Source organism: Actinoplanes solisilvae (genome assembly GCF_003999975.1).
In the GTDB taxonomy this organism is placed as follows: domain Bacteria; phylum Actinomycetota; class Actinomycetes; order Mycobacteriales; family Micromonosporaceae; genus Actinoplanes; species Actinoplanes solisilvae.
Map to the genome: position 1 here is coordinate 1 of NZ_RJAC01000009.1, position 21,957 is coordinate 21,957.

Here is a 21,957-nt window from a genome sequence, read left to right on the forward strand (position 1 = left end):
CCGGCAGCGGCACGATCTTTCAGCAGGACTCAACGTCCAGGAACTCTGAGTGCTCGTCCGCCGGCGGCTACCTACCCACCAGGAGTTTGCCCGATGGCGTGCTCCCAGAACTCATTAGGATCTGCGAACTGCGGATGCCTACGCGTCCGTGGCTAAATCGCATGCCGACTGCGGTCGCATCGGCTGATCGGACGGGACCAAGCGATGATCGGCTATTTCCATGTGCGACGGACCGTCTGCGACGCCTAGGAAGGAGCCATGGCCAACGAGGTAACCGTTCCCCTGCTGCCCTGCGCGTCGATCGACGACATCGAAACCTTCTACCGGATTCTCGGCTTCAGTACCACGTACAAGCAGCGCAAACCCAACCCGTGCGTGGGACTGCAACGCGAAGACCTGCACCTGCAATTCTTCGAGATGGCCGGGTTCGATCCGGAGCAGTCGTACGGCTCCTGCCTCGTGATCACCCCGGACATCGCGGAGCTGCACCGGGCTTTCGCCGCCGGCATGCGGGCCGCGTACGGCAAAGTCCTGGTGTCCGGGATGCCGCGGATGACCCGGCCCAGGGCTCGTAAGAACGCCGACGGGCTGGGCGGATTCAGCGTCGTCGACCCGGGCGGCAACTGGATCCGCGTTTTCCAGAAGCCCGCCACGATGCCCACGCCTGCACCCGCACCCGCCGGACGGCTCGCCAAAGTATTGGCGAACGCCGTTGTGCTGGCCGACTCCAAGGGTGACGCCGGCCAAGCAGCCCGCATTCTCGACAGTGCGTTGGCGCGCCCGCAGGCAGACGATGACCCCGTCACACACGTAGAGGTCCTGGTCTACCGCGCAGAACTGGCCATGACGCTCGAGGACCGGGAAACCGCAACGGAAATGCTGGCCCGCGTCGAGCACGTCGCACTGAACGCCGACGAGACCGGACGGGCGGCACCGACTTTCGAGACCGCCGCCGACCTCGCAGCGGCGCTCCGGTGAGGTTCGAGGGGTCGTCCAGAGCCTGCTGCCGGCACGGCCGTCAGGTCGGACCGAGAATGGCCGCCCGCCTCGGGCGGCGATCGATCTCCATGAAGCGATCGGCGCCGGCGAGCGCGTCGAAGCCCGAGCGGCGGTACACGTCGTGGGCGTCCTTCGTGGCGAGCATGAATCGGAGGACTCCCTCGGCGGACAGGTCTTCGACGAGGCTGTCGACGAGCCACCTGCCCAGGCCGTGGCCCCGGTGGAGGATCAACTCGGGGTTGCCGCGGTCGGCAAGGGTTTTCCGGCAAGTTGACAGATTGTTGCCATCGGGCTTGGGGCGGGATGGGATGACGGGGACGACAATGCCCCGGGAGTGCCTGATCATGAGCGCTTCATCTCAGGAAGCCGGCGATCTCCGGCGGCTGTTCGCGGCGGAGCTCGACCGGTTGCGGGTGTCGGCCGGGATCACAAGTCTGCGGGCCGTGGCGAGGAAGACGTTCTTTTCGCACACGACCATTGCGGACGCGGTGGGCGGCAAGAAGTTTCCCTCGCTGGAAGTGACGACGGCCTTTGTCACGGCATGCGATGGCGACGTCGACGAGTGGCGGCGCAAATGGACTGAGACATATGCGGCCCTCACCACGCCGGTGCTCGCGTCGCCGTGGGGGAAGCAGGAAGTCGCGGACGGCAACGATCCGGTGGACGCCGGGTGCCGCGATGACGCTGTGACAGCCCGGGCGGCCAGCGTGTCCCTCGCGGCGAAGCGGCACATCATCGGGCTGGTCGAGTTGCGCTATTCCCCGCGTACGCATGCCGCCTGGGGACGGTTCCGCGGCGAACCCGGCCTCGACATGCTCGCGATGCACCGTTATCACGTCGATCTCACCGTCGGGGTGGCACGGGAGGTCGATGACCGCCGAGTGGAATACCGGGTCGAGTACGGGTTCGATCACCATTGGGGTGGCCTTCTCGTCACCGGGAAAGGGCCGTTCTTCGCCTGGGTCGATGTGCGCTTCGACGGGGCTGAGGTGGCGTACGGGGAGACCGGGCGCGCGGTGCTCGATTAGCGGCCCTGTCAGCGCGTTGTCAACTGACATCGCACCCCTGGAGTCCGAGCGCACGGCCGGGGCAGGCTGAAGACCGGCCTGGCAGTCAGATGACAGAGGGAGCCGTCTGATGATGATGCGCGTACTCCGAAAGGGAATCTGGGTAGGGGTGGTCGTGGTATTGGCTTTCATGAGCGGATGCGGGCCGGAGGACCCCGCCGGCCAGATGAAGGACGAGCGGGCCGAGGCCCGGGACGCGGACGCCGGATATCGCGTCGACACGGTCGACACCAAGTACGAATACTACGACCTCGACTACGATGGGAAGCCCGAGGAATTCCTGCTGATGAAATGTAAGGATCCGAAGGATCCACAGTGGCACCTTTTCGAAATTGTGCGGGGCGGCTCGGACTCGGAAACCGACCCCGTCAAGCTGGTTCTGCAAACGGACCGGGGATCGGTCGACCATGTGTGCTTCATCGACGGGACGGCGATCTATCGGTTCACCGTCGGCGGCAGATCGACGGTCAAGCAGATTCGCTGGCCGGCGGGCGCCCCGCAGCCGGTGGAGACACCGCGACGAGACCTGGAAGGTTGTCCGTCACCGGTTTCGCCCTCTGACCGCTGATCGAGAAGGAAAGGGCGCCCGGCTCGGAAGCCGGGCGCCCTTTCGGAGGAGGGAGGAATGTCAGGGGCGGGCGGCGGCGTCGAGCGCCTCGGCCACCGCGTCGCGGACGCGGGCGTCCTCGCGTTCCTTGCGGCGTACACGGGCCCGGCGGTAGAGGATCACGCCGAGGACGATCGCGGCGATCAGCAGCAGGACGAGCGCGGCCACGAGCCACGGCACAGCCCAGGCGTGGGCGGTCGCGGTCACCGGCTTCAGCGAGGTCGTCGAGCCGGAGGCGTCGGTCAGGCGCGGGGTCACGGTGACTTTTCCGGTGAGCCAGAACGCCGGCGTCACGTCGCTGAGCGGGACCGACACCTTCCACGTCTCGCCCGGCAGCAGCTCGGGCGGGGCCGCGATCGTGCCCGCGGTCGACGAGAACCAGCCGAACGGGCCGGACACCTTCGCGGCCTGATCCGCTGACTGCGTGGCGTTGCCCGTGTTGTGGAGCGTGTAGTCGAGCGTCGCGCGCCCACCCTCGTACGACAGATGGGGTTTCTCGATCGCCAAGGCCGGTGCGAGGTCGCCGCCGACGCGCATCTTGATGCGGATGCCGAGGCGGCGCTCGACGTTGACCGTCTCGGTCGCGTCGGGGGCGGTGAGCGAGGTGATGATGCCGCCCACGTGGTCGCCGGGGGTCGCATTGCCGGGCAGCGTCACCGTGAACGGGATCGTGATCGTCTTGCCCGCGTCGACGGTCAGCGACTTCTGTGCGGAGGTCACCCAGGCGCCGACGCCGGTCTGCTTGTCGGCGTGGCCTCGCAGGTCGAGTTGTCCGGTGCCGGTCGTGAAGCCGTCGGAGGCGTAGACGGCCAGTTTGACCGGCTTCTTGCCGCGGTTCGCGACGACCAGCGCGTCCTTCAGCGAGCCGCCGGGGTTCACGTTGTAGCTGTAGCTCGACCGGTCGGCGCCGAACGAGTTCGAGGCGGTCCGCACCGTCCACGTGACTTCGTCGGAAGCCAGCGCGGGTTGCGCTCCGAAACCGAGGATTGCGGCGACGGCGAGAACGGCCGCGATGGGCGTACGCATAAGTGAGGTCCTTAGGGGGAAGGCGGGGCGCCCTCGAAAGAAGCGCCCCGCCGAAATAATCAGCTGCTCAGGGCAGTGATCGTGAGGGTGGTGCGGTAGTTGCCCTTCTCGGCCTCGGCCGGGATCTTGAGATCCAGGTCGGCGCCGAGCTTGGCGGTGCCGCGGGCGTGACCCTGCGCCGCGGAGGCGAGGCCCCTCGACACCGAGAGGCCCTGGCCGTTGTCGTCCAGCTTGGACGGCACGGCCGCACCGGCGGTCGCACCGGCGCCGGGCGTGACGACGTTCGGCGTCCAGCCCAGGTAGGCGCCGGAGAACGACTTCTCGGCGTCCTTGAAGTCACCCACGCCGGCCGAGAGCGACCAGGGGGCGAGCGAGCGGCGGGTGTCCGTCACGGCGATCGGGTTGATCTTGCCCCCGGCCGCGTAGTACTCGCCGATCTTCTCCTTGGCGGTGCCCAGGTCGACGAGGCCGTTGGCGCCGTCGATCGTCCAGCCGAACTCGCCCGGGAGCGGGTTCGGGACGTTGACCTGGATGTCCTGGCCGTCGCCGTGGTACGGGTGCACCGTCACCTTGTCGACGAGCGAGCCGACCTCGCCGTTCGCCGAGGCCGCGCTGCGCACGTTCTCGACCACCAGCTTGTCGTTGCGAACCTGGACACGAACATAGGTCCGCGCCTTCTCCTGGTTCTGCACCGAGTTGTACCAGTAGTTCTCCGGCTTCAGCGGGTCGGCCCCGTTGCCGGGACCGCTGGTGCCGCTGTTGTCCGGCGGGGTGATGCTGTAGTACTTCGAACCCGAGGCCGAGTTCGCCGTCACGTAGAGCACACCACCGGGACCGGCGGTGACGTCGGCCTGGCCGGGCTGTTCGTCCGGGTTGGCCTTCGCACCGTTCTTGATCAGGTAGCTGCGGGTGTACACGTGGTCGTGTCCCTGCAGCACCAGGTCGACGCCGAGCTTCGAGAACGTGGTCGGGAAGTCGGTACGCCGGATCTTGTTGTCGCCGTCCTTGGCGTGCGAGGCCGCGGAGTAGATGGCGTGGTGGTAGACCAGCACCGTCCACTTCGCCTCGGCGCCGTGCTGCTTGATGACGTCGGAGACGTAGGCCAGGTGCGCCTCGTCGCCGCCGCCACCCTGCGAGGTGGCGTACGAGTTGCTGTTCAGGTCGATGAACAGCGTGTCCTTGTGGATGTACCAGTAGTCGCCACCGGAGGTGTTCGACGTCGGGTTGCCGTTCGCGTAGTAGGCGGCCGAGCGGTCCGTGTTCGGGGTGAACAGGTGCTGCTCGTACGCCTTGCCGCCGACATCGTGGTTACCGATGGTGGCTGCCCACGGGTACTGCCGCAGCTTGTCGGGGGCCAGGAAGGCGTCCCACTGCGACTCGGTGTTCGCGGTCTCGACCTGGTCGCCGCCCGACACCAGAAGTTCGGCGTTCGGGTTGGCGGCCAGCGACACGTCGAGGGTGTCCTTCCAACCGGCCTGGTCGTTGGCGAGGTTGCCGGACGCCCCGATCTGCGGGTCACCGTAGAACAGGAAGTCGTAGTCACCTTCGAAGTCCTGAGTCTTGAAGGTGTACGCCGACGACCAGTTGCCCTCCGACCCGACCCGGTAGGAGTACGCGGAGTTCTCCTTGAGGCCGGTCAGGGTGGCGTGCCGGTTGAAGCCGCCGCTGGTGGCGATGTTGGCCGCGCCGATCGCCGCGAAGGTCGCGGCATCCGCCGGGAACTCGCCGTTGACCACCGAGGCGGCCGGGGCGAGCTGGACGGTCTGCGCGGTGTCCGCCGAGGAGTACCAGCTCACGATGCGCTGGGTCTCGTTGGCGCCGACACCGAGGATGACGGCGCTGGCGGTGGCCGTGTCGGCGGCGGAGGCGGGGCTCGCCATTCCGCTGCCGAGGGCGACCGACAGGCCGAGCAGGGTCGCCGCGAAGCCGGTGGCGACGCGACGCCCGGCGGGCCCGGGGGCCTGCAGGATGGTGCTGAATCTCATCGGTTGTCCGATCCTTCTTCCAGATGAGAACTATTGCCCCGGAGGGGGCTCGCTCACGAAAGACGGGCTCGGTGAACCGATCATGAACAAGATCAAGATCGTCGGGGTGAAGTTAGCCAAGCTCACGAACGTGTGACCTGCGCCTCCGCATGATTACTACGACGAGCAGCGCCACCAGCACGGGCAGTGGCGTCCATACCCACCAAATCGCATACCACGGACGGCCTGTGGACAAAGAGGGTTGTGCACTGTCGAGCGTCGCGCTGCCGCTGCGCCCGTCCAGGTCGTACGTCACGAGGGTCCGCACGTTTTTCACGTAGCCCTCACCGTCGCCGAAGAGCGCGCTCGACACCTCGTGCCCGCTCCCCTTTCCGCAGCTCCAGGTCAAGTTCATGCCCGCGTACGGGACCCCTTCGCGCTCGCCCATGACGAACTTCCCGTCCTGGCGCGCGGTACAGTTCGCGAGAGTGAAGCGCTTCTCCACATACTTGAGTACGGTCGCGGCGTGCGCGTCGAGCGCGGCGCCCTGCCCTTTGGTGTCGCCGGCCTCGAACGCGGCGGTGCCGGCCCGGAACAGCGGATCGTCCTTCTCCGCGTCGGCGGCCGAGACGACCAGCAGGTCGTACTCGAGCTCGAGCTTGGTCTTGACCTGTGGACCGCTCTCATGGACGTCGGCATAGACGGTGGACGAGAACCCGTGGGCTTCGGCCGGCTGCGGGATGACCAGGACGGCAGCCGCGGCGGCGAGGGCGAAAAGCGTACGGCGAAACATGTGACTCCTAGCGATCAGTTCCTGCGCACCGTGCACGCCCCGGGTTAACAAGATCCAGATCGCGGGCGAACCACTGGCGACAACCTGATCGGAACCGCCCACAAGTCCTTGTCACAGCCTCGGATAGGGCTAACTTTCCCGATCGAGACCCCGACCCGCTTTTCCCGAGGACGTACGCTCTTGCGCCCCCTGCTCCGGGCGGTGACCACCCTCGCCGTGGCCGCCGCCCTCACCGCCTCTTCCGCCTGCGCCGCCTTCACCTCCTCCGACTGGTCGGAGCCGCACCCCCGGCCGACCCCGGTCGGTTCGCTGGGCGCGGGCTTCTCCGTGCCGACCCCGGCGCCCGAGGCGGTCATCACCCCCGCGCCCGGCTCGTGGAAGGACGTGCACCCGTCGGAGGACTACCGGGTCGTGCTGCTGACCACCGGCCACGACGCGCCGACGAAGGCGCTGGTCACCGCGGTGAAGGAGTGGGCCGCGGCCGAGGACGCCGACCTACGCGCGGTGGTCGCCGACGGCGCGCACGATCTCATCCCCGCGATCACCCGGGCCCGCTCCCTGAAGCCGGACCTGATCATCAGCGCCGGCAACGACCTGATCGACCCGTTGGCCATCGTCAGCGCCAACCACCTCGACCAGCAGTTCCTGATCGTCGGCGCCGAACTGGCCGAGCCGACCCAGAACGTGACGGCGGTCGACTGGACCGGCGCGTCATTCCGCGGCGAAGGCCTGGGCAGCGCCTCAACGTACGACCCGAAGTCCTTCACGGCTTCGCGATGCGCCGCCGCCGTTCGCGCCGGCGTCGCCGCCGTCCTGCACAACCTGACCGGCATCGTCCTCTGGCTCGACCACTACTGACCGCAGCAGATCGGGCGCCTGATCTTGGCAAGCGGGCCGACGGGAAGGCACCGGCGCGGTGACCGACCCCTCGACGAAGATGGGCCCTTGATGTGCGGTGATAGCTTGTGGAGGAAGGTGGTTGCGCATCCGTCGCGGGGGGGCCGCCGGAATGTCAGCCTTTCACCCGGGTCCTGGGAGAGATGCGATGACGAGCAACGACACGCCCCCGGGCGCCGCAGGTCTCGGGATCTGGGGAAACCTCGGAATCTGGATCGCGTTTGGCGCCGCCGCCGGCCTCCTCGTCGGGACTTTCTTTGAGAACGTCGGTCTCGGTGTCGCGCTGGGTCCGGCCCTCGGTGTGGCTGCCTGGGCCGTCTTCATCGCACCGCGAAGGAATGCCCGCGGCGAATCCTAAGCCTCGCGCCCGAAAGGGCAACGGGGTCGCAGGCGCCACCGGCGAGTCCGGGAAGCGGTAGGAAGGTGCCGTTACCGTGGTGCGGTGATCGATCTCCAAGTGCGTGAAGAGTCCGGCCGGGTCGTGGCCGATGAGCGTGGCTTCGAGTGGACTCAAGAGCTCATTGATCTCGATCCCGCAGCGTTTCCGATGCTCGCGGGGCTGTGCGCCTACCTCGACACGGTTTTCAACCAGCGTCAGATTCCCATCCTGCTCGCGGAGTTGGAGCGGTTCCCGGCCGGCGTGATCCCGGAGCCCGCTCGTGCCGAGATCAACCGGCTCGCGGCTCTGGTCGAGGAAGGCCGACATCTGTACCTGTGGTTCTGCGGCGACTGATCGCACACCGCCCGCATCGGCGGTGGACTCTCCAGGCTGTTCCGCCTCAAGAGGCCGCCCGGCGTCGGCATTGTCATCACCCTCTGAACCAGCAACCGCCGACGGTTTGACGTCTGACGTTGCCCTTAGTTCTCGCTGCCGTGTTGGCGGCCACGCTCTCACCTGGCATTGTGGTCGGTGGGCGAGATCTTCGGGTGGGACGAGGCCGCAGGAGGGACGTCGTTCCCGGCGGTACAGGGTCGGGTCACAGCAGGACGCCGGCTACAGGCCGAAGCCGCCCGGCCGGCCAACCTGGTGGTATTCGATGTGCTCGAGCACCAGGCCCGCAAACCTGGCGTTGGTCGGTCGCAGCGCCTCCGGGAGCTGCCCTTCTTTGAGGCAGTCGAGCTCGTCAAACGGAGCGACACCAAGCCCGCGCCTACCTCTGAATCAAAAGACCGAATGCGCATGCGCGCGTCTCACTCTCCGGCGCGCCTGCTGCTCGAGACAGCGATTGGTCAGAGGACGAGTCTGTCGGGGATTCTCTGGACGAGGTTGGCTCTGTGTTGGGGAGCTGGAGCGTCGTCGGCCTTGGCGAGGGGAGGCGGGAGACCAGGGTCAGCAATTCCCGGCCTGAATCGTGCCCGCTCTCGGCCATGACTGCCGTGGTAGGAACGGCCGCCAAGTCCCGCGTTTACGGAGTTTGTCGGCGACGTCACACGGGGCTGCTGGGCTTACGAGTCAAGTGACGGATGTGGCTTGGTCGGGGGCGGCGGCAGGCTGTGATCTCAGGCGGAGGTCTGGGGGGATCGGCTATGGCTATGGAGACGGCTCGGCGCGGCGGGGAGCTCGGGCTGCACGGGCATGAGCTGCACAGTGAGAGTGGCCGCGCGGCGGTTGCGGAAGGCACCGGCACGTTCGTGCTGGTTCTGGCGATCATTTGTACGGCGGTGGCGGCGGCGCTCAATACGCCGGTGGCCGGTGGGGCCTACAGCTCCGAGACGGTGGCGTTGGCGGGCGGTGCGGCGCTCGCGATCGGGGTGGCGGCGCTCGGCCCGATCAGTGGGGCGCATTTCAATCCGGCGGTGACGGTGTCGCTGGCGTTGGCCGGGCGGCTTCCGTGGGGGCGGGTGCCGGCTTATCTGGTCGCGCAGCTTGCGGGGGCGCTGCTCGCCGCGGTGGTGGCCTGGGGAGCGTACGGGGATCGGGCCCGCGAGATGGCCGACCTGGGCGCGACCGCGCCGGCCGCTGGGGTCGGGTCGGTGCGGGTGCTGCTGGTCGAGGCGCTGGTGACGTTCATTCTCGTGCTGGTCGTCGTGCTGGTCGCCAACGACGCGCGGGTGTCTCGGGGTGGAGCGGCGCTGGCCATCGGGGTCGCGCTGGCGGTGGCGATCCTGGTCAGTGGGCCGGTCACGGGGGCGGGCGTCAACCCCGCGCGAGCGCTCGGGCCGATGATCGCCGCCGGCCAGTTGACGGACTGGTGGGCGTACATCGTCGGGCCTTTGCTCGGCGGGGCCGTCGCCACGTTCCTCTTCGAGCGGGTGCTGCGGGCGTAAGAACTAGGGCAGGATCGCGTCCACGTAGCCGCCGTCGACTCGCAGGGCGCCGCCGGTGGTCGCCGAGGCCAGTGGGGAGGCCAGGTAGACGACCATGTTGGCGATCTCCTCGGGTTCGATCAGGCGCTGGATCAGCGACTGGGGGCGGTAGCGGCGCATGAATTCGCGCTGGGCCTCGTCCCACGGCAGTTCGCGGTCGACCAGTTCGTAGACGAAGTCTTCGACGCCGCCCGTGTGGGTGGGGCCGGCGATGACGCTGTTCACAGTCACGCCTGAGCCGGCCGCCTCCTTGGCGAAGCCGCGCGAGACGCCCAGCAGGGCGGTCTTCGTCATCCCGTAGTGGATCATCTCGGCCGGGATGACTACGGCCGAGTCGCTGGCGATGTAGAGGATGCGGCCCCAGCCTCGCGAGCGCATGTCGGGCAGCGTCGAGCGGGTCAGCCGTACGGCGGCCAGCACGTTGACCTCGAAGTAGCGCCGCCAGTCGTCGTCGGTGATGTCGAGGGGCTCCTGGGCGCCGAAGATGCCCAGGTTGTTGACGAGGATGTCGACCGGCCCGATCGTTTCGAGGGCGGCCGCAGCCCCCTCAGCCGTGGTGACGTCGGCCGGCACCGGCACGAAGTCGCCCGCGTCGCCCAGCGAGGACAACGCCCGGTCGACCGATTCGCGCGACCGGCCGTTGACCCCGACCCGGGCTCCGGCCGCCGCCAGCCCGGCCGCGATGGCTCGTCCGATGCCCTGCGTCGATCCGGTGACCAGGGCCGTTCTTCCAGCAAGATCAAGGCGCATGCGTACGACCGTTCCCCGCGAGCGCGGCGGTCACACCAGCGGGGGCGACAGTCACGCCAGCCCTTCGAGCACGATCTTGCCCTGCACGTGCCCTTCGGAGATCAGCCGGTGCGCTTCGGGCGCCTCGACCATCGGCATCTCCCGGGACACGTGTACGCGCAGCTTGCCGATCAGGGCGAGCCCGCCGAGCGACTCGAGCTCGACGCCGTCCGGGCGCACGAACACGTAGCGTCCGCCCTGCTCCTTGACGGCCGGGTCGACGACCGACACGTACCGGAGAGGGTTCCTGACCAGCGAAAACGCGCCCCCGCCGTGGAAGTCGGCCGCCGCGTCGACCCGCCCGTCCCCGCCGATCAGGTCGGCCAGGCGTTTCGGCAGGTCCTCGCCGTATTCGATCGGCTCGGCGCCCAGTCCGCGCAGGAACTCGTGATTGGCCGGCGAGGCGGTGCCGATCACTCGGCTCGCGCCGAACGCGCGGGCGAGCTGCACTGCGAGGTGCCCCACTCCCCCGGCCGCGGCGTGGATCAGCACGACGTCTCCGGCGCCGACGTGGGCGGCCGAGAGCGCCTGCAACGCGGTCAGCCCGGCGAGCGGCAGACCACCGGCCTCGGCGAACGACATCACGGCCGGTTTGTGGGCGACCGCGCGCTCGGTCACCGAGACCAGTTCCGCGTACGTCCCGTGCTGCACACTGTCTTTCCGGGCGTACGCCATCACCGGGTCACCGGGCGCGAAGCGCGTCACCGCCGGCCCGACCTGGTCGACCTCGCCCGCTACGTCCCAGCCGGGGATCAGCGGCAGGTGATGCGGGTAAGCGCCCTGCAGGTGACCGGCGCGGATGAGGTGGTCGACCGGGTTGACCCCGGCGGCGCGCACGCGGATGCGTACGGTGTCCGGTCCGACGGGCGGATCGGGCAGCTCGCGCAGGGTCATGACCTCGGTGTCGCCGTACTCGTCAATCGCTATTGCCCTCATGTACGTACATATTGCCCGCGTACGGACACAAAAACGCCCGGCATCGTGTGATGCCGGGCGCTTTTCAGGCCGTTACTTCGCGAACTTCGCGTACTTGGCGTTGAACTTCTCGATGCGGCCCGCGGTGTCGAGCACCCGGCTGCGACCGGTCCAGAACGGGTGGCTCGCCGCCGAGATCTGAACGTCGATCACCGGGTAGGTCTTGCCGTCGCTCCACTCGACCGTCTTCTCGCTGGTCTCGGTCGACCGGGTGAGGAACGCGTAGTCGGCGTTGCGGTCACGGTAGACGACGGTGTTGTAGGCGGGGTGGATGCCGTTCTTCATGTCTCTGTCCTCCCGAGGAAGTCGCCTGTCATAACCGAGCGGCCCCCCTCGATATTTCCCCTGGCAGAGGCGTGTTCCAGGCCACAACGGGCGGGCCTTCGGGAGGACTTCCGGCCGGGGCGGCCCCCGGGATTCCCGGCCCTTCGGGCGTTCCCGTGGGCGGGGTGTGAGTCGTAGGCTGCTCTGCGTCACGGTGTTGATCACAGGGCGGGATGATCGATGAGCATTCTGTACGAGCTCGTGCGCGCTGTCCGGACCGGCTCGGTCGAGGTCGTCGACCTCACGGCGCCGCTGACCAGCTCGACGCCGATCCTGCAACTGCCGGCGCCGTTCGGCAACACCATGGGCTTCGGGCTCGAGGAGATCAGCCACTACGACGAGCGCGGGCCCGCCTGGTACTGGAACAACATCCACACCGGCGAGCACACGGGCACCCACCTCGACGCCCCGGTGCACTGGGTGACGGCCCGCGACGGCGAGGACGTCTCGCGCATCGCGCCGATGAAGCTGGTCGCGCCGGCCGCCGTTATCGACGTGTCCCCCCGGGTCGCCGACGACCCCGACTTCCTGCTCGAGGTCTCCGACATCCGCGACTGGGAGGCCGAGCACGGTGCGCTCATCGCGGGCAGCTGGCTCTTCATCCGTACGGGGTGGGACGCGCGCTCGGGCAGCCAGAAGGACTTCCTGAACGTCGACGACGCGGGCCCGCACACGCCCGGCATCGCGCCGCACTGCGCGAAGTGGCTGGCCGAGGAGGCACCGGTGATCGGCGTCGGGGTCGAGACGGTCGGCACCGACGCGGGCCAGGCGGGCGGCTTCGACCCGCCGTTCCCGTGCCACTCGTTCCTGCTCGGCGCGGGCAAGTACGGCCTCACCCAGTTGCAGAACCTCGACAGCCTGCCCCCGGTCGGCGCGGTCGTGATCGTCGCGCCGCTGCCGATCGTCGGCGGTTCCGGCAGCCCCGCGCGCGTGCTGGCCCTGGTCGAACGATGACGACCGTCGCCGAGGCGGTCGGCGCGACGCTCACCTCGCTGGGCGTCGACCTGGTCTTCGGCGTGGTCGGCAGCGGCAACTTCCACGTGACCAACGCACTGGTCGCGGGCGGCGCGCGGTTCGTGGCGACCCGGCACGAGATGGGCGCGGCCACCGCGGCGGACGCCTATGCGCGCGTGTCGGGCAAGGTCGGCGTGATCACGGTGCACCAGGGGTGCGGTCTGACGAACGCGATGACCGGTATCACCGAGGCGGCCAAGAGCCGTACGCCCCTGATCGTGCTGGCCGCCGAGGCGACGTCGCCCCGGTCGAACTTCGCGGTCGACCAGGAGGCGATCGCGCGGGCGGTGGGCGCCTCGTCCGTACGTGTCCACAGTGCCGGCACGGCCGTCGACGACGTGATACGCGCGTGGCGCCTCGCCGTGAACGAGCGGCGGACCGTCGTCCTCAATCTGCCGTTGGACGTGCAGGCAGCGGCCGCTGAGCCGGTACCGGTTCCCGACCCGGTGGACGTCACCCGGCCGCTCGCGTCGGAGGAGGCGGTGACGGCCATGGCGTCGTTGCTGGCCGACGCGGAACGGCCCGTGTTCATCGCCGGGCGGGGTGCCCTGGACGCGCGCGGCGAGCTGGAGTCGCTGGCGACCGCGTGCGGGGCGCTGCTGGCCACGACGGCGGTGGCGCGAGGGTTGTTCGCGGGCAACCCGTGGAACCTCGACGTGTCGGGCGGCTTCGCGACCCCGGCCGCGACCGACCTGATCGCCGGGGCCGACGCGGTAGTGGCGTGGGGCGCGTCGCTGACCATGTGGACGACCAAGCACGGCGCCCTGTTCAACACGGGCACCACGGTCGTACAGGTCGATCTCGACGTGGCCGCGCTCGGCGCCCACCACCGGGTCGACCTGGGCGTCGTCGGGGATGTGGCGAGCAGCGCGCGGGCGGTGCTGGAATCGTTGCCGGGCGAGAAAACCGGGTATCGGACCGCCGACGTACAGGAAAGGCTGGTCTTTCAGGGGCGGTGGCGCGACGTGTCGTACGACGATGACGGCGACGCCGAGCACATCGACCCGCGCACGTTCAGCATCGCGCTGGACGACCTGATCCCCCGTGAACGCGTGATCGCCGTCGACTCGGGCAACTTCATGGGCTACCCGTCGATGTTCCTGTCGGTGCCCGACCAGCGCGGTTTCTGCTTCACGCAGTCCTTCCAGTCGATCGGGCTGGGCCTGGCCACCGCGCTCGGAGCCGCGCTGGCCTCGCCGGGCCGGGTCCCGGTGGCCGCTTGCGGTGACGGCGGGTTCCTGATGGGCATCGCCGAGCTTGACACCGTACGCCGTCTCGGGCTGGGCATGTTGATCGTGGTCTACAACGACGAGGCGTACGGGGCTGAGGTTCATCACTTCGGGCCCGAGGGCTTTGCGCTGTCCACGGTGACGTTCCCGCCGACCGATATCGCCGCGATCGCCCGAGGGTACGGTTGTGAGTCCGCGATCGTCCGTCGTCCGCAGGACCTGGAGCCGGTCGCCGCGTGGCTGGCCGGTCCGCGTGACGTCCCGATGGTCGTCGACGCGAAGGTCGCCGCCGGCCGGCCCTCGTGGTGGCTGGAGGAGGCGTTCCGCGGGCACTGACAAGCCGCTGGGGAGTGGGTCGTGAGCATCGAGGCCGAGCTGCGCGCGGAGTTCGACCGCTGGGAGCGCAGGGAGGAGAAGGTCCTCCGGGTCCTGCCGTACGTGCTGCTCGCGGTGTGCACGGTCGTCGCGCTGGTGGTTCCGTTCTCACATCTCGCGGTGACGCTCGGGCTCTCGGCCGCGGCCGTGGTGTGGCTGTTCTGGTTCCGGCGGTGGCCCGTTCTCTATTACGCGGGGTTCATCGCGCTCGCCGCGGGGCTCGTGGTTGTCGCGCCCTGGTACGGCCTGTTCGCGGCAGCGGATGGCGCGCGAGATCCACGACACCCTCGCGCAAGGGCTGGCCGGCATCCTCACCCAGCTTCAGGCGGCGCAGCAGTCCCCTCCGCAGCGGGACCGGCATGTCTCAAACGCGGTCTCTCTGGCCCGGGAGAGTCTGGTCGAGGCCCGGCGTACGGTCGACGCGGTCGAACCCTCACTGCTCGCCGAGGCTCGGCTTCCCGAGGCGATCGGTGAGGTGGCCCGGCGGTGGTCTTCCGTGTACGGGGTCACGGCCGTGCTGACGACGACCGGTGATGCCCGGCCGATGCACGCCGAGGTCGAGGTGACCCTGCTGCGGGTGGCGCAGGAGGCGCTGGCCAACGTGGCCAAGCACGCCTCGGCGGGGCGGGTCGGGCTGACCCTGTCGTACATGGAGGATCTGGTGACCCTGGACGTGCGGGACGACGGGGTGGGGTTCGACCCTTCCCGCCGCCGGACCGCCGGGTTCGGCAGCGGCGGTTTCGGGCTGGTCGGCATGCGGCAGCGGGTGCAGCGCGTCGCGGGGCGGCTCGCCATCGAGTCGGAGCCGGGGGCGGGCACGGCGATCTCCGTAGCCGTCCCCGCCTCTTTCAGCTGAGGCATTCGCGCAGCGGTCGCACGGCGGCGGGGACAGGTGCCTCGTTCGTGTCGACGTAGCGCGCGGTGAAGCTGCCGCTGTAGCCGAAGATCGGGCCGAAGCGGCGGTTCACGACGCGTACGTCGATGCGGAAGCGCTGCGCCGCCTCGTCGTACCACTCGTGCAGGGTCGCCCCGCCGCTGAGGACGGCCGGAATGCGGCAACGCAGGCGGCCCTCGGTGAAGCGCTGCTCGCCGCTGCGGATGTGCAGGCCGCCGGTCTCGTCGACGCTGACCTCGAGGTCGACGGCCAGGTGCTGATGGGTGCCGAGGAAGTCGACGATCGCGCGGCGGGCCGGGCTGTAGATCATGGTGGCGTCGAAACGGCGGCGACGGGCGCGGGCCACCTCGAAGGTGCGGACGAAGGTCACGGTGTCGCGGCCGAAGCGGTCCCGGTAGCCGTAGTTCTCGATGGTGAAGGGGATGTCGGTGCCGCGCTCGGGGAACAGGATGTGGCGGCTGGCCCCGAGCCGCAGGAACGGCTCGAGGTGGCGGCCGCCATGCCAGACGCGGTCCATGACGCCGGTGCCTACGCAGGCGGTCGCATTGTCGGCGGAGACGCTGAAACGCCGCCGCATCTCGGGGTGCAGCCGGTCGAAGTCGTCGCCGAGCGCCTGCTGGAAGATCGCGTTCATGCCGTACCTGTCTTTCTGGGATTGCGCGGCGAGAAGCCACGGCTGGTGGTTTGCGCCGGCGGGCGGCGGTGGCAGCGGCGGGCGGCCGGGGTCCAGGGCAATGGGGGTAAGGCGAGCGCGACGATCAGCGGCAGCGGGCCGAAGCGCCAGGTCGCGGCGATGAGGCCGGCGCGGACCGCGGTTTCGGCCAGCCAGCACCAGCGGCTTGTCGCGGGGCTCACCCCGTTTTCCAGCCACAGCCGCAGACGGTCGAAGGACCAGGCAGTCGCCCAGCCGAAGAGCGGGCGGAAGACACGGTCGGCGAGCCGGCCGGCGCGGCCCCAGCGCGGCCGGTAGTCGTACGCGGTCAGGAAGCGCACGCCGTCGGCGACCGGGATGTAACGCCAGTAGCCGCCGCCGTGGGCGATGAGGGACCGCCGATCGGCGGAGCCGAACCGCAGCACCGAGAGGGCACTTCCGTCGGGGCGGTCGCGGTCGCGGTCGCCGGTCGTGTGGCCGTAGCCGTCGATGTGCACGCCCGGTAGCAGCGTCGTCCGATAGCGGAAGCGCTTCGCCGTTTCGTGGTCGATGCGGGTGAAGCGCAGGTCCCAGCGGGCGTGGCGTTGCGGATTCTTGGTGTGGAGCCACACTTCGCCCAGCTCCGCCCGGATCAGCGTCTCGACGTAGATGCGCACGGTGCTCCCCTCGTCCACCAGTTTGAGCGATCGCTCAGGACGGCACGGTACGCGGGTTTGAGCGATCGCTCAAGACTGCGTACGGTGGTGATGTGGCAGACACCCGGCAGCGACTCATCGACGGCGCGATCGACACGATCCGCACCCACGGCATCGCCGGCACCTCGGCCCGCACGATCGCGGCCACCGCCGGGGTGAGCCAGGCACTGGTCTTCTACCACTTCGGCAGCGTCAACGACCTGCTCCGAGCGGCCTGCCTCGACGCGACCCAGACCCGGGTCGACGCGTTCGCCGACCGTCTCGACCAGGTCAGCGACCTGCGCGGCCTGCTCGCCGTCGGCCGCGAACTGCACGCCGAGGAACGCGCCCACGGCAACGTCATGGTGCTGGCCCAGTTGCTGGCCGGCGCCCAGAACGACACCGGACTCGCCGAAGCCACCTCGGCCGCGCTCGACCTGTGGATAGCCCCGATCGAAGAAACCCTCGAACGGCTGCTGGCCGGCTCCCCCGCCGTCGACCTGATCGACACGGCCGGGCTAGCGCGGGCGGTGAGCGCCGCGTTCATCGGCCTCGAGCTCTACGAGGGCGTGGCCCCCGAGGCGGCCGGCGCAGCGCTGGACTCCCTCAACCGCCTGGCGGTCCTCTTCGAGGTGGTGGACGATCTGGGCCCGGTCGCTCGCCGCGCACTCCGCGCCAAACTGCGCCGGGTCGGCTGACCGTCACACTCCGGCCCTAACGCCACCGGCGTGTTGCGGCGCCCGGCCGGCGGCGGCGACGGCCCGGCCGCGGCGACCCGTCCGGCGCTATGGCACGCCAAGACAGCCCGGCTGGACCCTAGTGCGGTGTCCACCAACGTTGGCCGGGTTGTGACCGGTCGTGTTGTGGATCCTCGTCCACGGGTGTGGGCGAGCGACTCCCCACCACGGGTGGCGAGCGACGGCCCGTCACGGGTGGTGGGGCGGGCCTCCGCCGGCCAAGGGACCCCTCTGCCGCTGACCGTGGTGGTCGGCGGCGGGGGTCACGCCGTGCCGAACCCCTGCCGGGGAGGTGGGTTCCGGCTCGACGGTGCGTGACCACCCCAGAACATGGTTGGGCTGGGGTGGTGGTGGCGCCGCCCGGGGTGCGGGTGGCGATGGTGAACGCCGCGGCAACATCACGATGCCCGGCGAACTGACAATGCTGGCAGGTCATCACCCTGCCACGAGGCTTACTGATCTTCTTGCCGCAGGCGGGACAGGTCGAGGAGGTGCCACGCTCGTCGACCAGATGCACGCGGATCCCGGCCAGGGCGGCTTTGTCCTGCAGGATCTGCAGGGTGCGGCCGATCTGCCACTGCCGTAGCCGCAGGTTGTGTCGGCGTCCCGCATTCTGGTTGAGGACGCCACGGGGGTCGCCGACGGTCAGCGTGCCGATCCGCTTGTCCACGGCCCAGCCGATCAACGTGGTGGTGGCTTCGTGCAGGGCTTGGCGGGTGCGGCGGCGGTGCCGGGTCTCGGCCAGCCGCGCGCGGCGGCGGGTCTTCCGCCACCGCCGGGACCCACGCTGGCCAGGCTTGGGGGCGCGGGCGGCGGTGGCCCGGCGACGGCCTTTGGTGTCGGCCAGGTGCAGCCGGTGTTCGGCGCGCAGCGCGCGGCCGGAGACGAGCAGGGCGGTGCCGTCGTCGAGGCCGGCGGCGGCATAGGGATGGATGATGCCCAGATCAACCCCGGCCACTCGGTCCGGATCGGGCCGGGCGTGGTGGGGGTAGGTGGTGACGGGTAGTTCGGCGGTGACGTCGATCCCGAGTCGTCCGGCGTCGAACAGCAGGGTCACCGATCGGACGGTTCCGGCCGGGTAGGGCACCAGCCGGTCCAGCCGCACGTGCAGTGGCAGGCAGCCGCGGGCGGCCGGCAGGCGGAGTTGCCGTCCGGTGATGGTGAAGGTGCCGTGATACCAGCGGATCGGCATCAACGCCCGCCGCCGCCGCGGGAACCGCACCTCGGCATGACCGGCTTTGCGGCGCGCGGCAGCCGAGAACCAGGCATCGCAGTAACGGCGCAGCACCGACCGGGCCCCGCTGCTGTCAAGCTCACCGAACGTGCCCGGCCCGGACGCCGACAACAACCGGCACAACTCCTGATACGACGCCGCGGGCTGGTCACCACGGCGCCGCCGCCACGCGTTGATCTCCAGCACACACGCCCACACATCCCCGGCCGACCGCAGCAGCCCGAAGCAGCGTTGCCGCTGGGCCCGGGTCAGGCGCAGGCCGATCCGGGCGGTGCGGTGCACCACCGGGCCGGCGCCTACGCCACGACGTCTAGGCATGCGACCATCATGTCACAGGACCAGCTTATACGCGACCACCCTCTCGGCCCGGCCAACGTTTGTGGACACCGCACTAGCCAGTCAACGACCAACCGGCGCGGCGGCCCCGCATGCTCACGGGTGCGGCAAAGAAATCAGCTCGGCGAGTTCGTCCCGGGTCGGACCCGGATGCAGCGGTGGGCGCCAACCGGCGGCGAAGATGGCGCGGGCCTGGGGTTCGACCTCGTCCAAGGACGACGGAAGTGCCTCCATCGCCATGTAGGGCCCGACCACCCTCCACAGTGCTGGGTCGGCCTCGGTCGCTTCCATGATCAGGTCGCTGGGGAGGCGGCGGGTCACGTCGACGTCGCCTCCGGCCCAGCGGCGCAGCAGGTCGGTGTCCCAGTAGACGTGGTCGGCGAACCACGGGCGCACGTTTTCCGTGCACCACTCGTCGAACGCCAGGGCCACCGCGTCGGGATCGCCGGGATGTTCGTCAAGAAGGCGCAGAAGGTTCACCGCCTGGCGCATCGCCACCGCGATTCCCCGGCCGGCGGACGGATTCGTGGTGCACACCGCGTCGCCGAGGTGCAGCAGGCCCGGTAGCCCTACCCGGCCACGCCCGTCGAGTTGCCCGCGATACGTGTTGTGCAGGCGCCCGCCGGGCAGCACCGGGCTGATCGGCCGGCTGCGGTCCGGCGCCACCCAGCCGGCCAGCGCGGGCACGGCCATGCTCGCCGTCTCGAACGCCGCGGACGATCTCAGCGCGGCGAATCGGCGATCGTCCGCGGGCCTGATGATCAAAGCTGAGAACGTACGGTTGTCGTGCAGGAAGACGGCGACCATGTAACCGGTCAGCGTCTCGATGATGCCGATCGGCGCGTTCATCGGCCCCGGCTCGGCGCCCGGCAGCAGCGTGTACTGCCGGGAGACGTACGCCAGACCGCAGTCACCACCCTCGGCCGGGGCGCGCACGTCGGCTGCCAGGCGCGCGGACCGTCCGGAGGCGTTGATCACCAGCTCGGCCGCGAGCGGGCGGCCGTCGACCAGCAGCCCCGCCGCCCGGCCGCCGGAGCGCAGAACGTCGTCGACGTGTCCCTGCCCCACGGTGACCCCGGGTTCGGCCGTGGCGAAGGCGCGCAGCACCCGCTCGAAGACCGACCGGCGGCAACGCAACGCCGGGGCACCGGCCGGCGAACCGAGGCCTCCCGGCGCCGGAACCACCTCGGCGCCCGCCGCGACCAGGGCGTCGAGCATCTCCGGCATCTCGGCGCGCAGCGCCTCGGCGATCTGCGGCCGGAAGCCGTGCGGGTGGTGGAACTGCATCACGCCGCGCCGGGCCCAGGCGCCGTCGTCGCTCGGCCCGGCGTCCCGGTCGACAACGGTGACCCGGTGCCCGCGGCGGGCCAGCGCGACCGCGGCGAACAGTCCGGACGGCCCGGCGCCGGCGATGGCTACCTCCATGCCGCGAGCCTAGGACCGGCAACAGCCGGGGCGGGCCGCTCGTCACGAAACCGACCCGATAGACCCACCCCGGGAGGGCGAAGGTGTCACGAAGCCGACTACCGGGCGCCGATGGCATGAATCGGGGATCAACCCGGGCAGCAAGATCCCTACCGTCATCGGCATGCGACGTGAACGGGGACTCCTGATCAAGACCATCTCGATTGCCATGCTGGGGCTGGCGCTGGCCGGCACCGCCGCCTGCGACGCGGCCGACAAACCGGCCGGGCCCGCGACCAGTCCGTCAAACGGCGGGCAGGCCGGCGGCGACAGCAAGTTCGGCACGAGCCCGACAACACCCGCCACCGCGGCACCGACCACCAACGCCCCGACGACGAAATCCCAGCCCGCCAAGACCACGCCGCCGAAGGCCGACTGGGCCAAGCTGGTCAACAAGTGCCCCTACCCCGGCCAGAAGGTCGAGATCCAGAAGGTGACGACCGCCGACGTCACCCAGGACGGCACCGCCGACACCCTGGTCACACGCAGCTGCGACGCCTCGACCTCATACTGGGCGTCCACGATCGAGGTCTTCGACGGCGAATCGCGCAAGCGCCTCGGCACCCTGCTCCAGGATGACAAGGAGGAGCCGGTCGTCACCAGCGTCGCGGTCGCCAAGAACATCGTCACCGTGAAGGCCTACGGCACGACCCTCAAGGGCACCAAGTCGTGCCCCGACCTGTCCCTGACCTACCGGTATGAATACACCGGCGAAGGTTTCACGGGCCTCTCCCGCGAGGCCGTCGCGAAGAAGCGCTGTTAGAAGGCCCAGCGGGCGACGAGCGCCTCGTGTGCCTCGAGGCGCTCCTGCGTACGGGCCGGGTCGGTGGCGGCGACGGCGTCGAGCAGGCTGATCGCCAGCACCACGGCCGCGGCGTGGGAGTCGAAGACCGGGCCGGTGCCGACCGGTGCGACCAGCAAGGCGTCGGCGGCGAACGGCGCCAGAGGGCTGTCGGTGATCACGACCGTGGCCAGGCCGAGTTCGCGGGCCGTTCCGAGCGCGGCGACCAGACCGGCCGGGTAGCGGGGCATCGCGAAGAACAGCGCCGCCGACGCGCCCTGCCGGGTCAGTTGCAGAAGGAAGTCGTCGACCGAACTCGCGTCGGTGTGGACGGGCACCGACGGCAGCGCGCGACGGGCGAAGTAGCCGAAGTAGTCGGCGAGGGCGGCGGAGGCCCGCAGGCCGATGACGCCTAGTGGCGACGTGGCGGCGAGGAGGCGTACGGCGGTCTCCATCGACGGGGAGCCGAGCACGCGTTCGAGGGCCGTCAGGTTGGCGATCTCCTGGTCGAGGGCGGGCCGGGCGCGGGCTTCACCGGTTTGCCCGCTCAGCACCATGCCGCGCAACGCCGTACGGAATTCGGGGAAGCCCGCGAAGCCCAGCGCGGTGGCGAGCCGGGTCACGGTCGGCTGGCTGACCCCGGCACGGTCGGCGATCTCAACCGTGGACAGGAACGCGACGTCGGGGAACATGCCGAGCATGCGCTGCACGATCTGGCGCTGCGTGGGCGAGAGCCGCCGGCGCCGCGCGAGGTCGAGCAGCCAGTCCTCGGCGTGCCCGGTGTCCCGCCGTTTCTCCAGCGTCACGCACCCGCCCCG

General features: G+C 69.8%; 24 protein-coding genes. 12 read left to right on the top strand and 12 right to left on the bottom strand.

Features of this window, described 5'->3' with window-relative positions; all coding sequences use genetic code 11:
* Positions 1-258 precede the first annotated feature (258 nt).
* Positions 259-978, top strand: a complete 720-nt coding sequence (locus EER30_RS22685; RefSeq protein WP_127502529.1) for a DUF8817 family protein — start codon at positions 259-261, stop codon at positions 976-978.
* A 40-nt stretch (positions 979-1,018) separates the two neighbouring features.
* On the opposite strand, the gene EER30_RS49760 is transcribed toward EER30_RS22685, so the two are convergent.
* Positions 1,019-1,345, bottom strand: coding sequence for a GNAT family N-acetyltransferase (locus EER30_RS49760; protein WP_349290887.1), 327 nt, complete (start codon positions 1,343-1,345; stop codon positions 1,019-1,021).
* Between EER30_RS49760 and EER30_RS22695 the strand changes: the two genes are divergently transcribed.
* Positions 1,308-2,027 carry a DUF2690 domain-containing protein gene (locus EER30_RS22695; protein ID WP_164842451.1) on the top strand — a complete coding sequence of 240 codons (720 nt, stop codon included), beginning with the start codon at positions 1,308-1,310 and terminating at the stop codon, positions 2,025-2,027. The genes EER30_RS49760 and EER30_RS22695 overlap by 38 nt on opposite strands.
* A 109-nt stretch (positions 2,028-2,136) precedes the next feature.
* Positions 2,137-2,634 carry a hypothetical protein gene (locus EER30_RS22700; RefSeq protein ID WP_127502531.1) on the top strand — a complete coding sequence of 166 codons (498 nt, stop codon included), beginning with the start codon at positions 2,137-2,139 and terminating at the stop codon, positions 2,632-2,634.
* Positions 2,635-2,694: 60 nt separating this feature from the next.
* On the opposite strand, the gene EER30_RS22705 is transcribed toward EER30_RS22700, so the two are convergent.
* The 3 genes from EER30_RS22705 to EER30_RS22715 form a co-directional block, all read right to left on the bottom strand.
* Positions 2,695-3,699 carry a WxL protein peptidoglycan domain-containing protein gene (locus EER30_RS22705; protein ID WP_127502532.1) on the bottom strand — a complete coding sequence of 335 codons (1,005 nt, stop codon included), beginning with the start codon at positions 3,697-3,699 and terminating at the stop codon, positions 2,695-2,697.
* 59 nt (positions 3,700-3,758) lie between these two features.
* Positions 3,759-5,684, bottom strand: coding sequence for a fibronectin type III domain-containing protein (locus EER30_RS22710; protein ID WP_127502533.1), 1,926 nt, complete (start codon positions 5,682-5,684; stop codon positions 3,759-3,761).
* 112 nt (positions 5,685-5,796) lie between these two features.
* Entirely contained in the window at positions 5,797-6,456 is a 660-nt protein-coding gene (locus tag EER30_RS22715; protein ID WP_127502534.1) for a hypothetical protein, read from the bottom strand.
* 180 nt (positions 6,457-6,636) lie between these two features.
* On the opposite strand from EER30_RS22715, the gene EER30_RS22720 reads away from it, so the two are divergent.
* The 4 genes from EER30_RS22720 to EER30_RS22735 all read left to right on the top strand — a co-directional run bounded on the left by EER30_RS22720 (position 6,637) and on the right by EER30_RS22735 (position 9,621).
* On the top strand, positions 6,637-7,314 hold the full coding sequence (locus EER30_RS22720; RefSeq protein WP_127502535.1) for a type 1 periplasmic-binding domain-containing protein: 678 nt from the start codon (positions 6,637-6,639) through the stop codon (positions 7,312-7,314).
* A gap of 187 nt (positions 7,315-7,501) precedes the next feature.
* The gene (locus EER30_RS22725; protein WP_127502536.1) at positions 7,502-7,711 is read left to right on the top strand and encodes a hypothetical protein; all 210 of its coding nucleotides are present in this window, start codon (positions 7,502-7,504) and stop codon (positions 7,709-7,711) included.
* An 84-nt stretch (positions 7,712-7,795) separates the two neighbouring features.
* A complete protein-coding gene (locus EER30_RS48840) occupies positions 7,796-8,086 on the top strand; it encodes a hypothetical protein (RefSeq protein WP_127502537.1) in 291 nt (96 codons plus the stop codon).
* A 794-nt stretch (positions 8,087-8,880) separates the two neighbouring features.
* Positions 8,881-9,621, top strand: coding sequence for an MIP/aquaporin family protein (locus tag EER30_RS22735; protein WP_205650367.1), 741 nt, complete (start codon positions 8,881-8,883; stop codon positions 9,619-9,621).
* 3 nt (positions 9,622-9,624) lie between these two features.
* Here EER30_RS22735 and EER30_RS22740 read toward each other — a convergent pair whose 3' ends face one another.
* The 3 genes from EER30_RS22740 to EER30_RS22750 form a co-directional block, all read right to left on the bottom strand.
* Positions 9,625-10,410: an SDR family NAD(P)-dependent oxidoreductase gene (locus EER30_RS22740; protein WP_127502538.1), complete on the bottom strand. Its 786-nt coding sequence runs from the start codon at positions 10,408-10,410 to the stop codon at positions 9,625-9,627.
* A 51-nt stretch (positions 10,411-10,461) separates the two neighbouring features.
* The gene (locus EER30_RS22745; RefSeq protein WP_127502539.1) at positions 10,462-11,385 is read right to left on the bottom strand and encodes an NADP-dependent oxidoreductase; all 924 of its coding nucleotides are present in this window, start codon (positions 11,383-11,385) and stop codon (positions 10,462-10,464) included.
* A gap of 72 nt (positions 11,386-11,457) precedes the next feature.
* Entirely contained in the window at positions 11,458-11,709 is a 252-nt protein-coding gene (locus EER30_RS22750; RefSeq protein ID WP_127502540.1) for a type B 50S ribosomal protein L31, read from the bottom strand.
* Between the two features lie 219 nt (positions 11,710-11,928).
* On the opposite strand from EER30_RS22750, the gene EER30_RS22755 reads away from it, so the two are divergent.
* The 3 genes from EER30_RS22755 (at position 11,929) to EER30_RS22765 (ending at position 15,222) form a co-directional block, all read left to right on the top strand.
* Positions 11,929-12,702, top strand: a complete 774-nt coding sequence (locus EER30_RS22755) for a cyclase family protein (protein ID WP_127502541.1) — start codon at positions 11,929-11,931, stop codon at positions 12,700-12,702.
* Positions 12,699-14,327: a thiamine pyrophosphate-binding protein gene (locus EER30_RS22760; RefSeq protein WP_127502542.1), complete on the top strand. Its 1,629-nt coding sequence runs from the start codon at positions 12,699-12,701 to the stop codon at positions 14,325-14,327. Before EER30_RS22755 ends, EER30_RS22760 begins: the two co-directional genes overlap by 4 nt.
* Positions 14,328-14,628: 301 nt before the next feature.
* Positions 14,629-15,222 (top strand): sensor histidine kinase, encoded by a 594-nt coding sequence (locus EER30_RS22765; RefSeq protein ID WP_205650368.1) that lies wholly within the window; start codon positions 14,629-14,631, stop codon positions 15,220-15,222.
* Here EER30_RS22765 and EER30_RS22770 read toward each other — a convergent pair.
* The gene (locus EER30_RS22770) at positions 15,215-15,895 is read right to left on the bottom strand and encodes a DUF4166 domain-containing protein (protein WP_127502543.1); all 681 of its coding nucleotides are present in this window, start codon (positions 15,893-15,895) and stop codon (positions 15,215-15,217) included. The genes EER30_RS22765 and EER30_RS22770 overlap by 8 nt on opposite strands.
* Positions 15,892-16,569 (bottom strand): hypothetical protein, encoded by a 678-nt coding sequence (locus EER30_RS22775; protein ID WP_127502544.1) that lies wholly within the window; start codon positions 16,567-16,569, stop codon positions 15,892-15,894. Before EER30_RS22775 ends, EER30_RS22770 begins: the two co-directional genes overlap by 4 nt.
* 92 nt (positions 16,570-16,661) lie before the next feature.
* On the opposite strand from EER30_RS22775, the gene EER30_RS22780 reads away from it, so the two are divergent.
* Entirely contained in the window at positions 16,662-17,285 is a 624-nt protein-coding gene (locus EER30_RS22780; protein ID WP_127502545.1) for a TetR/AcrR family transcriptional regulator, read from the top strand.
* Positions 17,286-17,403: 118 nt separating this feature from the next.
* On the opposite strand, the gene EER30_RS22785 is transcribed toward EER30_RS22780, so the two are convergent.
* Entirely contained in the window at positions 17,404-18,876 is a 1,473-nt protein-coding gene (locus tag EER30_RS22785) for an RNA-guided endonuclease InsQ/TnpB family protein (RefSeq protein ID WP_127502546.1), read from the bottom strand.
* A gap of 114 nt (positions 18,877-18,990) precedes the next feature.
* Positions 18,991-20,319 carry an FAD-dependent oxidoreductase gene (locus tag EER30_RS22790; protein ID WP_127502547.1) on the bottom strand — a complete coding sequence of 443 codons (1,329 nt, stop codon included), beginning with the start codon at positions 20,317-20,319 and terminating at the stop codon, positions 18,991-18,993.
* Positions 20,320-20,482: 163 nt separating this feature from the next.
* Here EER30_RS22790 and EER30_RS22795 point away from each other — a divergent pair, with 163 nt between their 5' ends.
* A complete protein-coding gene (locus EER30_RS22795) occupies positions 20,483-21,121 on the top strand; it encodes a hypothetical protein (RefSeq protein WP_127502548.1) in 639 nt (212 codons plus the stop codon).
* Here the strand turns inward: EER30_RS22795 and EER30_RS22800 are convergent.
* Positions 21,118-21,945 carry a MurR/RpiR family transcriptional regulator gene (locus EER30_RS22800; RefSeq protein WP_240670243.1) on the bottom strand — a complete coding sequence of 276 codons (828 nt, stop codon included), beginning with the start codon at positions 21,943-21,945 and terminating at the stop codon, positions 21,118-21,120. The genes EER30_RS22795 and EER30_RS22800 overlap by 4 nt on opposite strands.
* Positions 21,946-21,957: the final 12 nt, after the last annotated feature.

Bases quoted from the DNA above. Each gene is read 5' to 3' on its own strand.
- EER30_RS22685 (WP_127502529.1), top strand. From the start codon at position 259: ATGGCCAACGAGGTAACCGTTCCCCTGCTGCCCTGCGCGTCGATCGAC.
- EER30_RS22695 (WP_164842451.1), top strand. From the start codon at position 1,308: ATGACGGGGACGACAATGCCCCGGGAGTGCCTGATCATGAGCGCTTCA.
- EER30_RS49760 (WP_349290887.1), bottom strand. From the start codon at position 1,345: ATGATCAGGCACTCCCGGGGCATTGTCGTCCCCGTCATCCCATCCCGC.
- EER30_RS22700 (WP_127502531.1), top strand. From the start codon at position 2,137: ATGATGATGCGCGTACTCCGAAAGGGAATCTGGGTAGGGGTGGTCGTG.
- EER30_RS22705 (WP_127502532.1), bottom strand. From the start codon at position 3,699: ATGCGTACGCCCATCGCGGCCGTTCTCGCCGTCGCCGCAATCCTCGGT.
- EER30_RS22710 (WP_127502533.1), bottom strand. From the start codon at position 5,684: ATGAGATTCAGCACCATCCTGCAGGCCCCCGGGCCCGCCGGGCGTCGC.
- EER30_RS22715 (WP_127502534.1), bottom strand. From the start codon at position 6,456: ATGTTTCGCCGTACGCTTTTCGCCCTCGCCGCCGCGGCTGCCGTCCTG.
- EER30_RS22725 (WP_127502536.1), top strand. From the start codon at position 7,502: ATGACGAGCAACGACACGCCCCCGGGCGCCGCAGGTCTCGGGATCTGG.
- EER30_RS22735 (WP_205650367.1), top strand. From the start codon at position 8,881: ATGGCTATGGAGACGGCTCGGCGCGGCGGGGAGCTCGGGCTGCACGGG.
- EER30_RS22740 (WP_127502538.1), bottom strand. From the start codon at position 10,410: ATGCGCCTTGATCTTGCTGGAAGAACGGCCCTGGTCACCGGATCGACG.
- EER30_RS22745 (WP_127502539.1), bottom strand. From the start codon at position 11,385: ATGAGGGCAATAGCGATTGACGAGTACGGCGACACCGAGGTCATGACC.
- EER30_RS22750 (WP_127502540.1), bottom strand. From the start codon at position 11,709: ATGAAGAACGGCATCCACCCCGCCTACAACACCGTCGTCTACCGTGAC.
- EER30_RS22755 (WP_127502541.1), top strand. From the start codon at position 11,929: ATGAGCATTCTGTACGAGCTCGTGCGCGCTGTCCGGACCGGCTCGGTC.
- EER30_RS22760 (WP_127502542.1), top strand. From the start codon at position 12,699: ATGACGACCGTCGCCGAGGCGGTCGGCGCGACGCTCACCTCGCTGGGC.
- EER30_RS22765 (WP_205650368.1), top strand. From the start codon at position 14,629: ATGGCGCGCGAGATCCACGACACCCTCGCGCAAGGGCTGGCCGGCATC.
- EER30_RS22770 (WP_127502543.1), bottom strand. From the start codon at position 15,895: ATGAACGCGATCTTCCAGCAGGCGCTCGGCGACGACTTCGACCGGCTG.
- EER30_RS22785 (WP_127502546.1), bottom strand. From the start codon at position 18,876: ATGCCTAGACGTCGTGGCGTAGGCGCCGGCCCGGTGGTGCACCGCACC.
- EER30_RS22790 (WP_127502547.1), bottom strand. From the start codon at position 20,319: ATGGAGGTAGCCATCGCCGGCGCCGGGCCGTCCGGACTGTTCGCCGCG.
- EER30_RS22795 (WP_127502548.1), top strand. From the start codon at position 20,483: ATGCGACGTGAACGGGGACTCCTGATCAAGACCATCTCGATTGCCATG.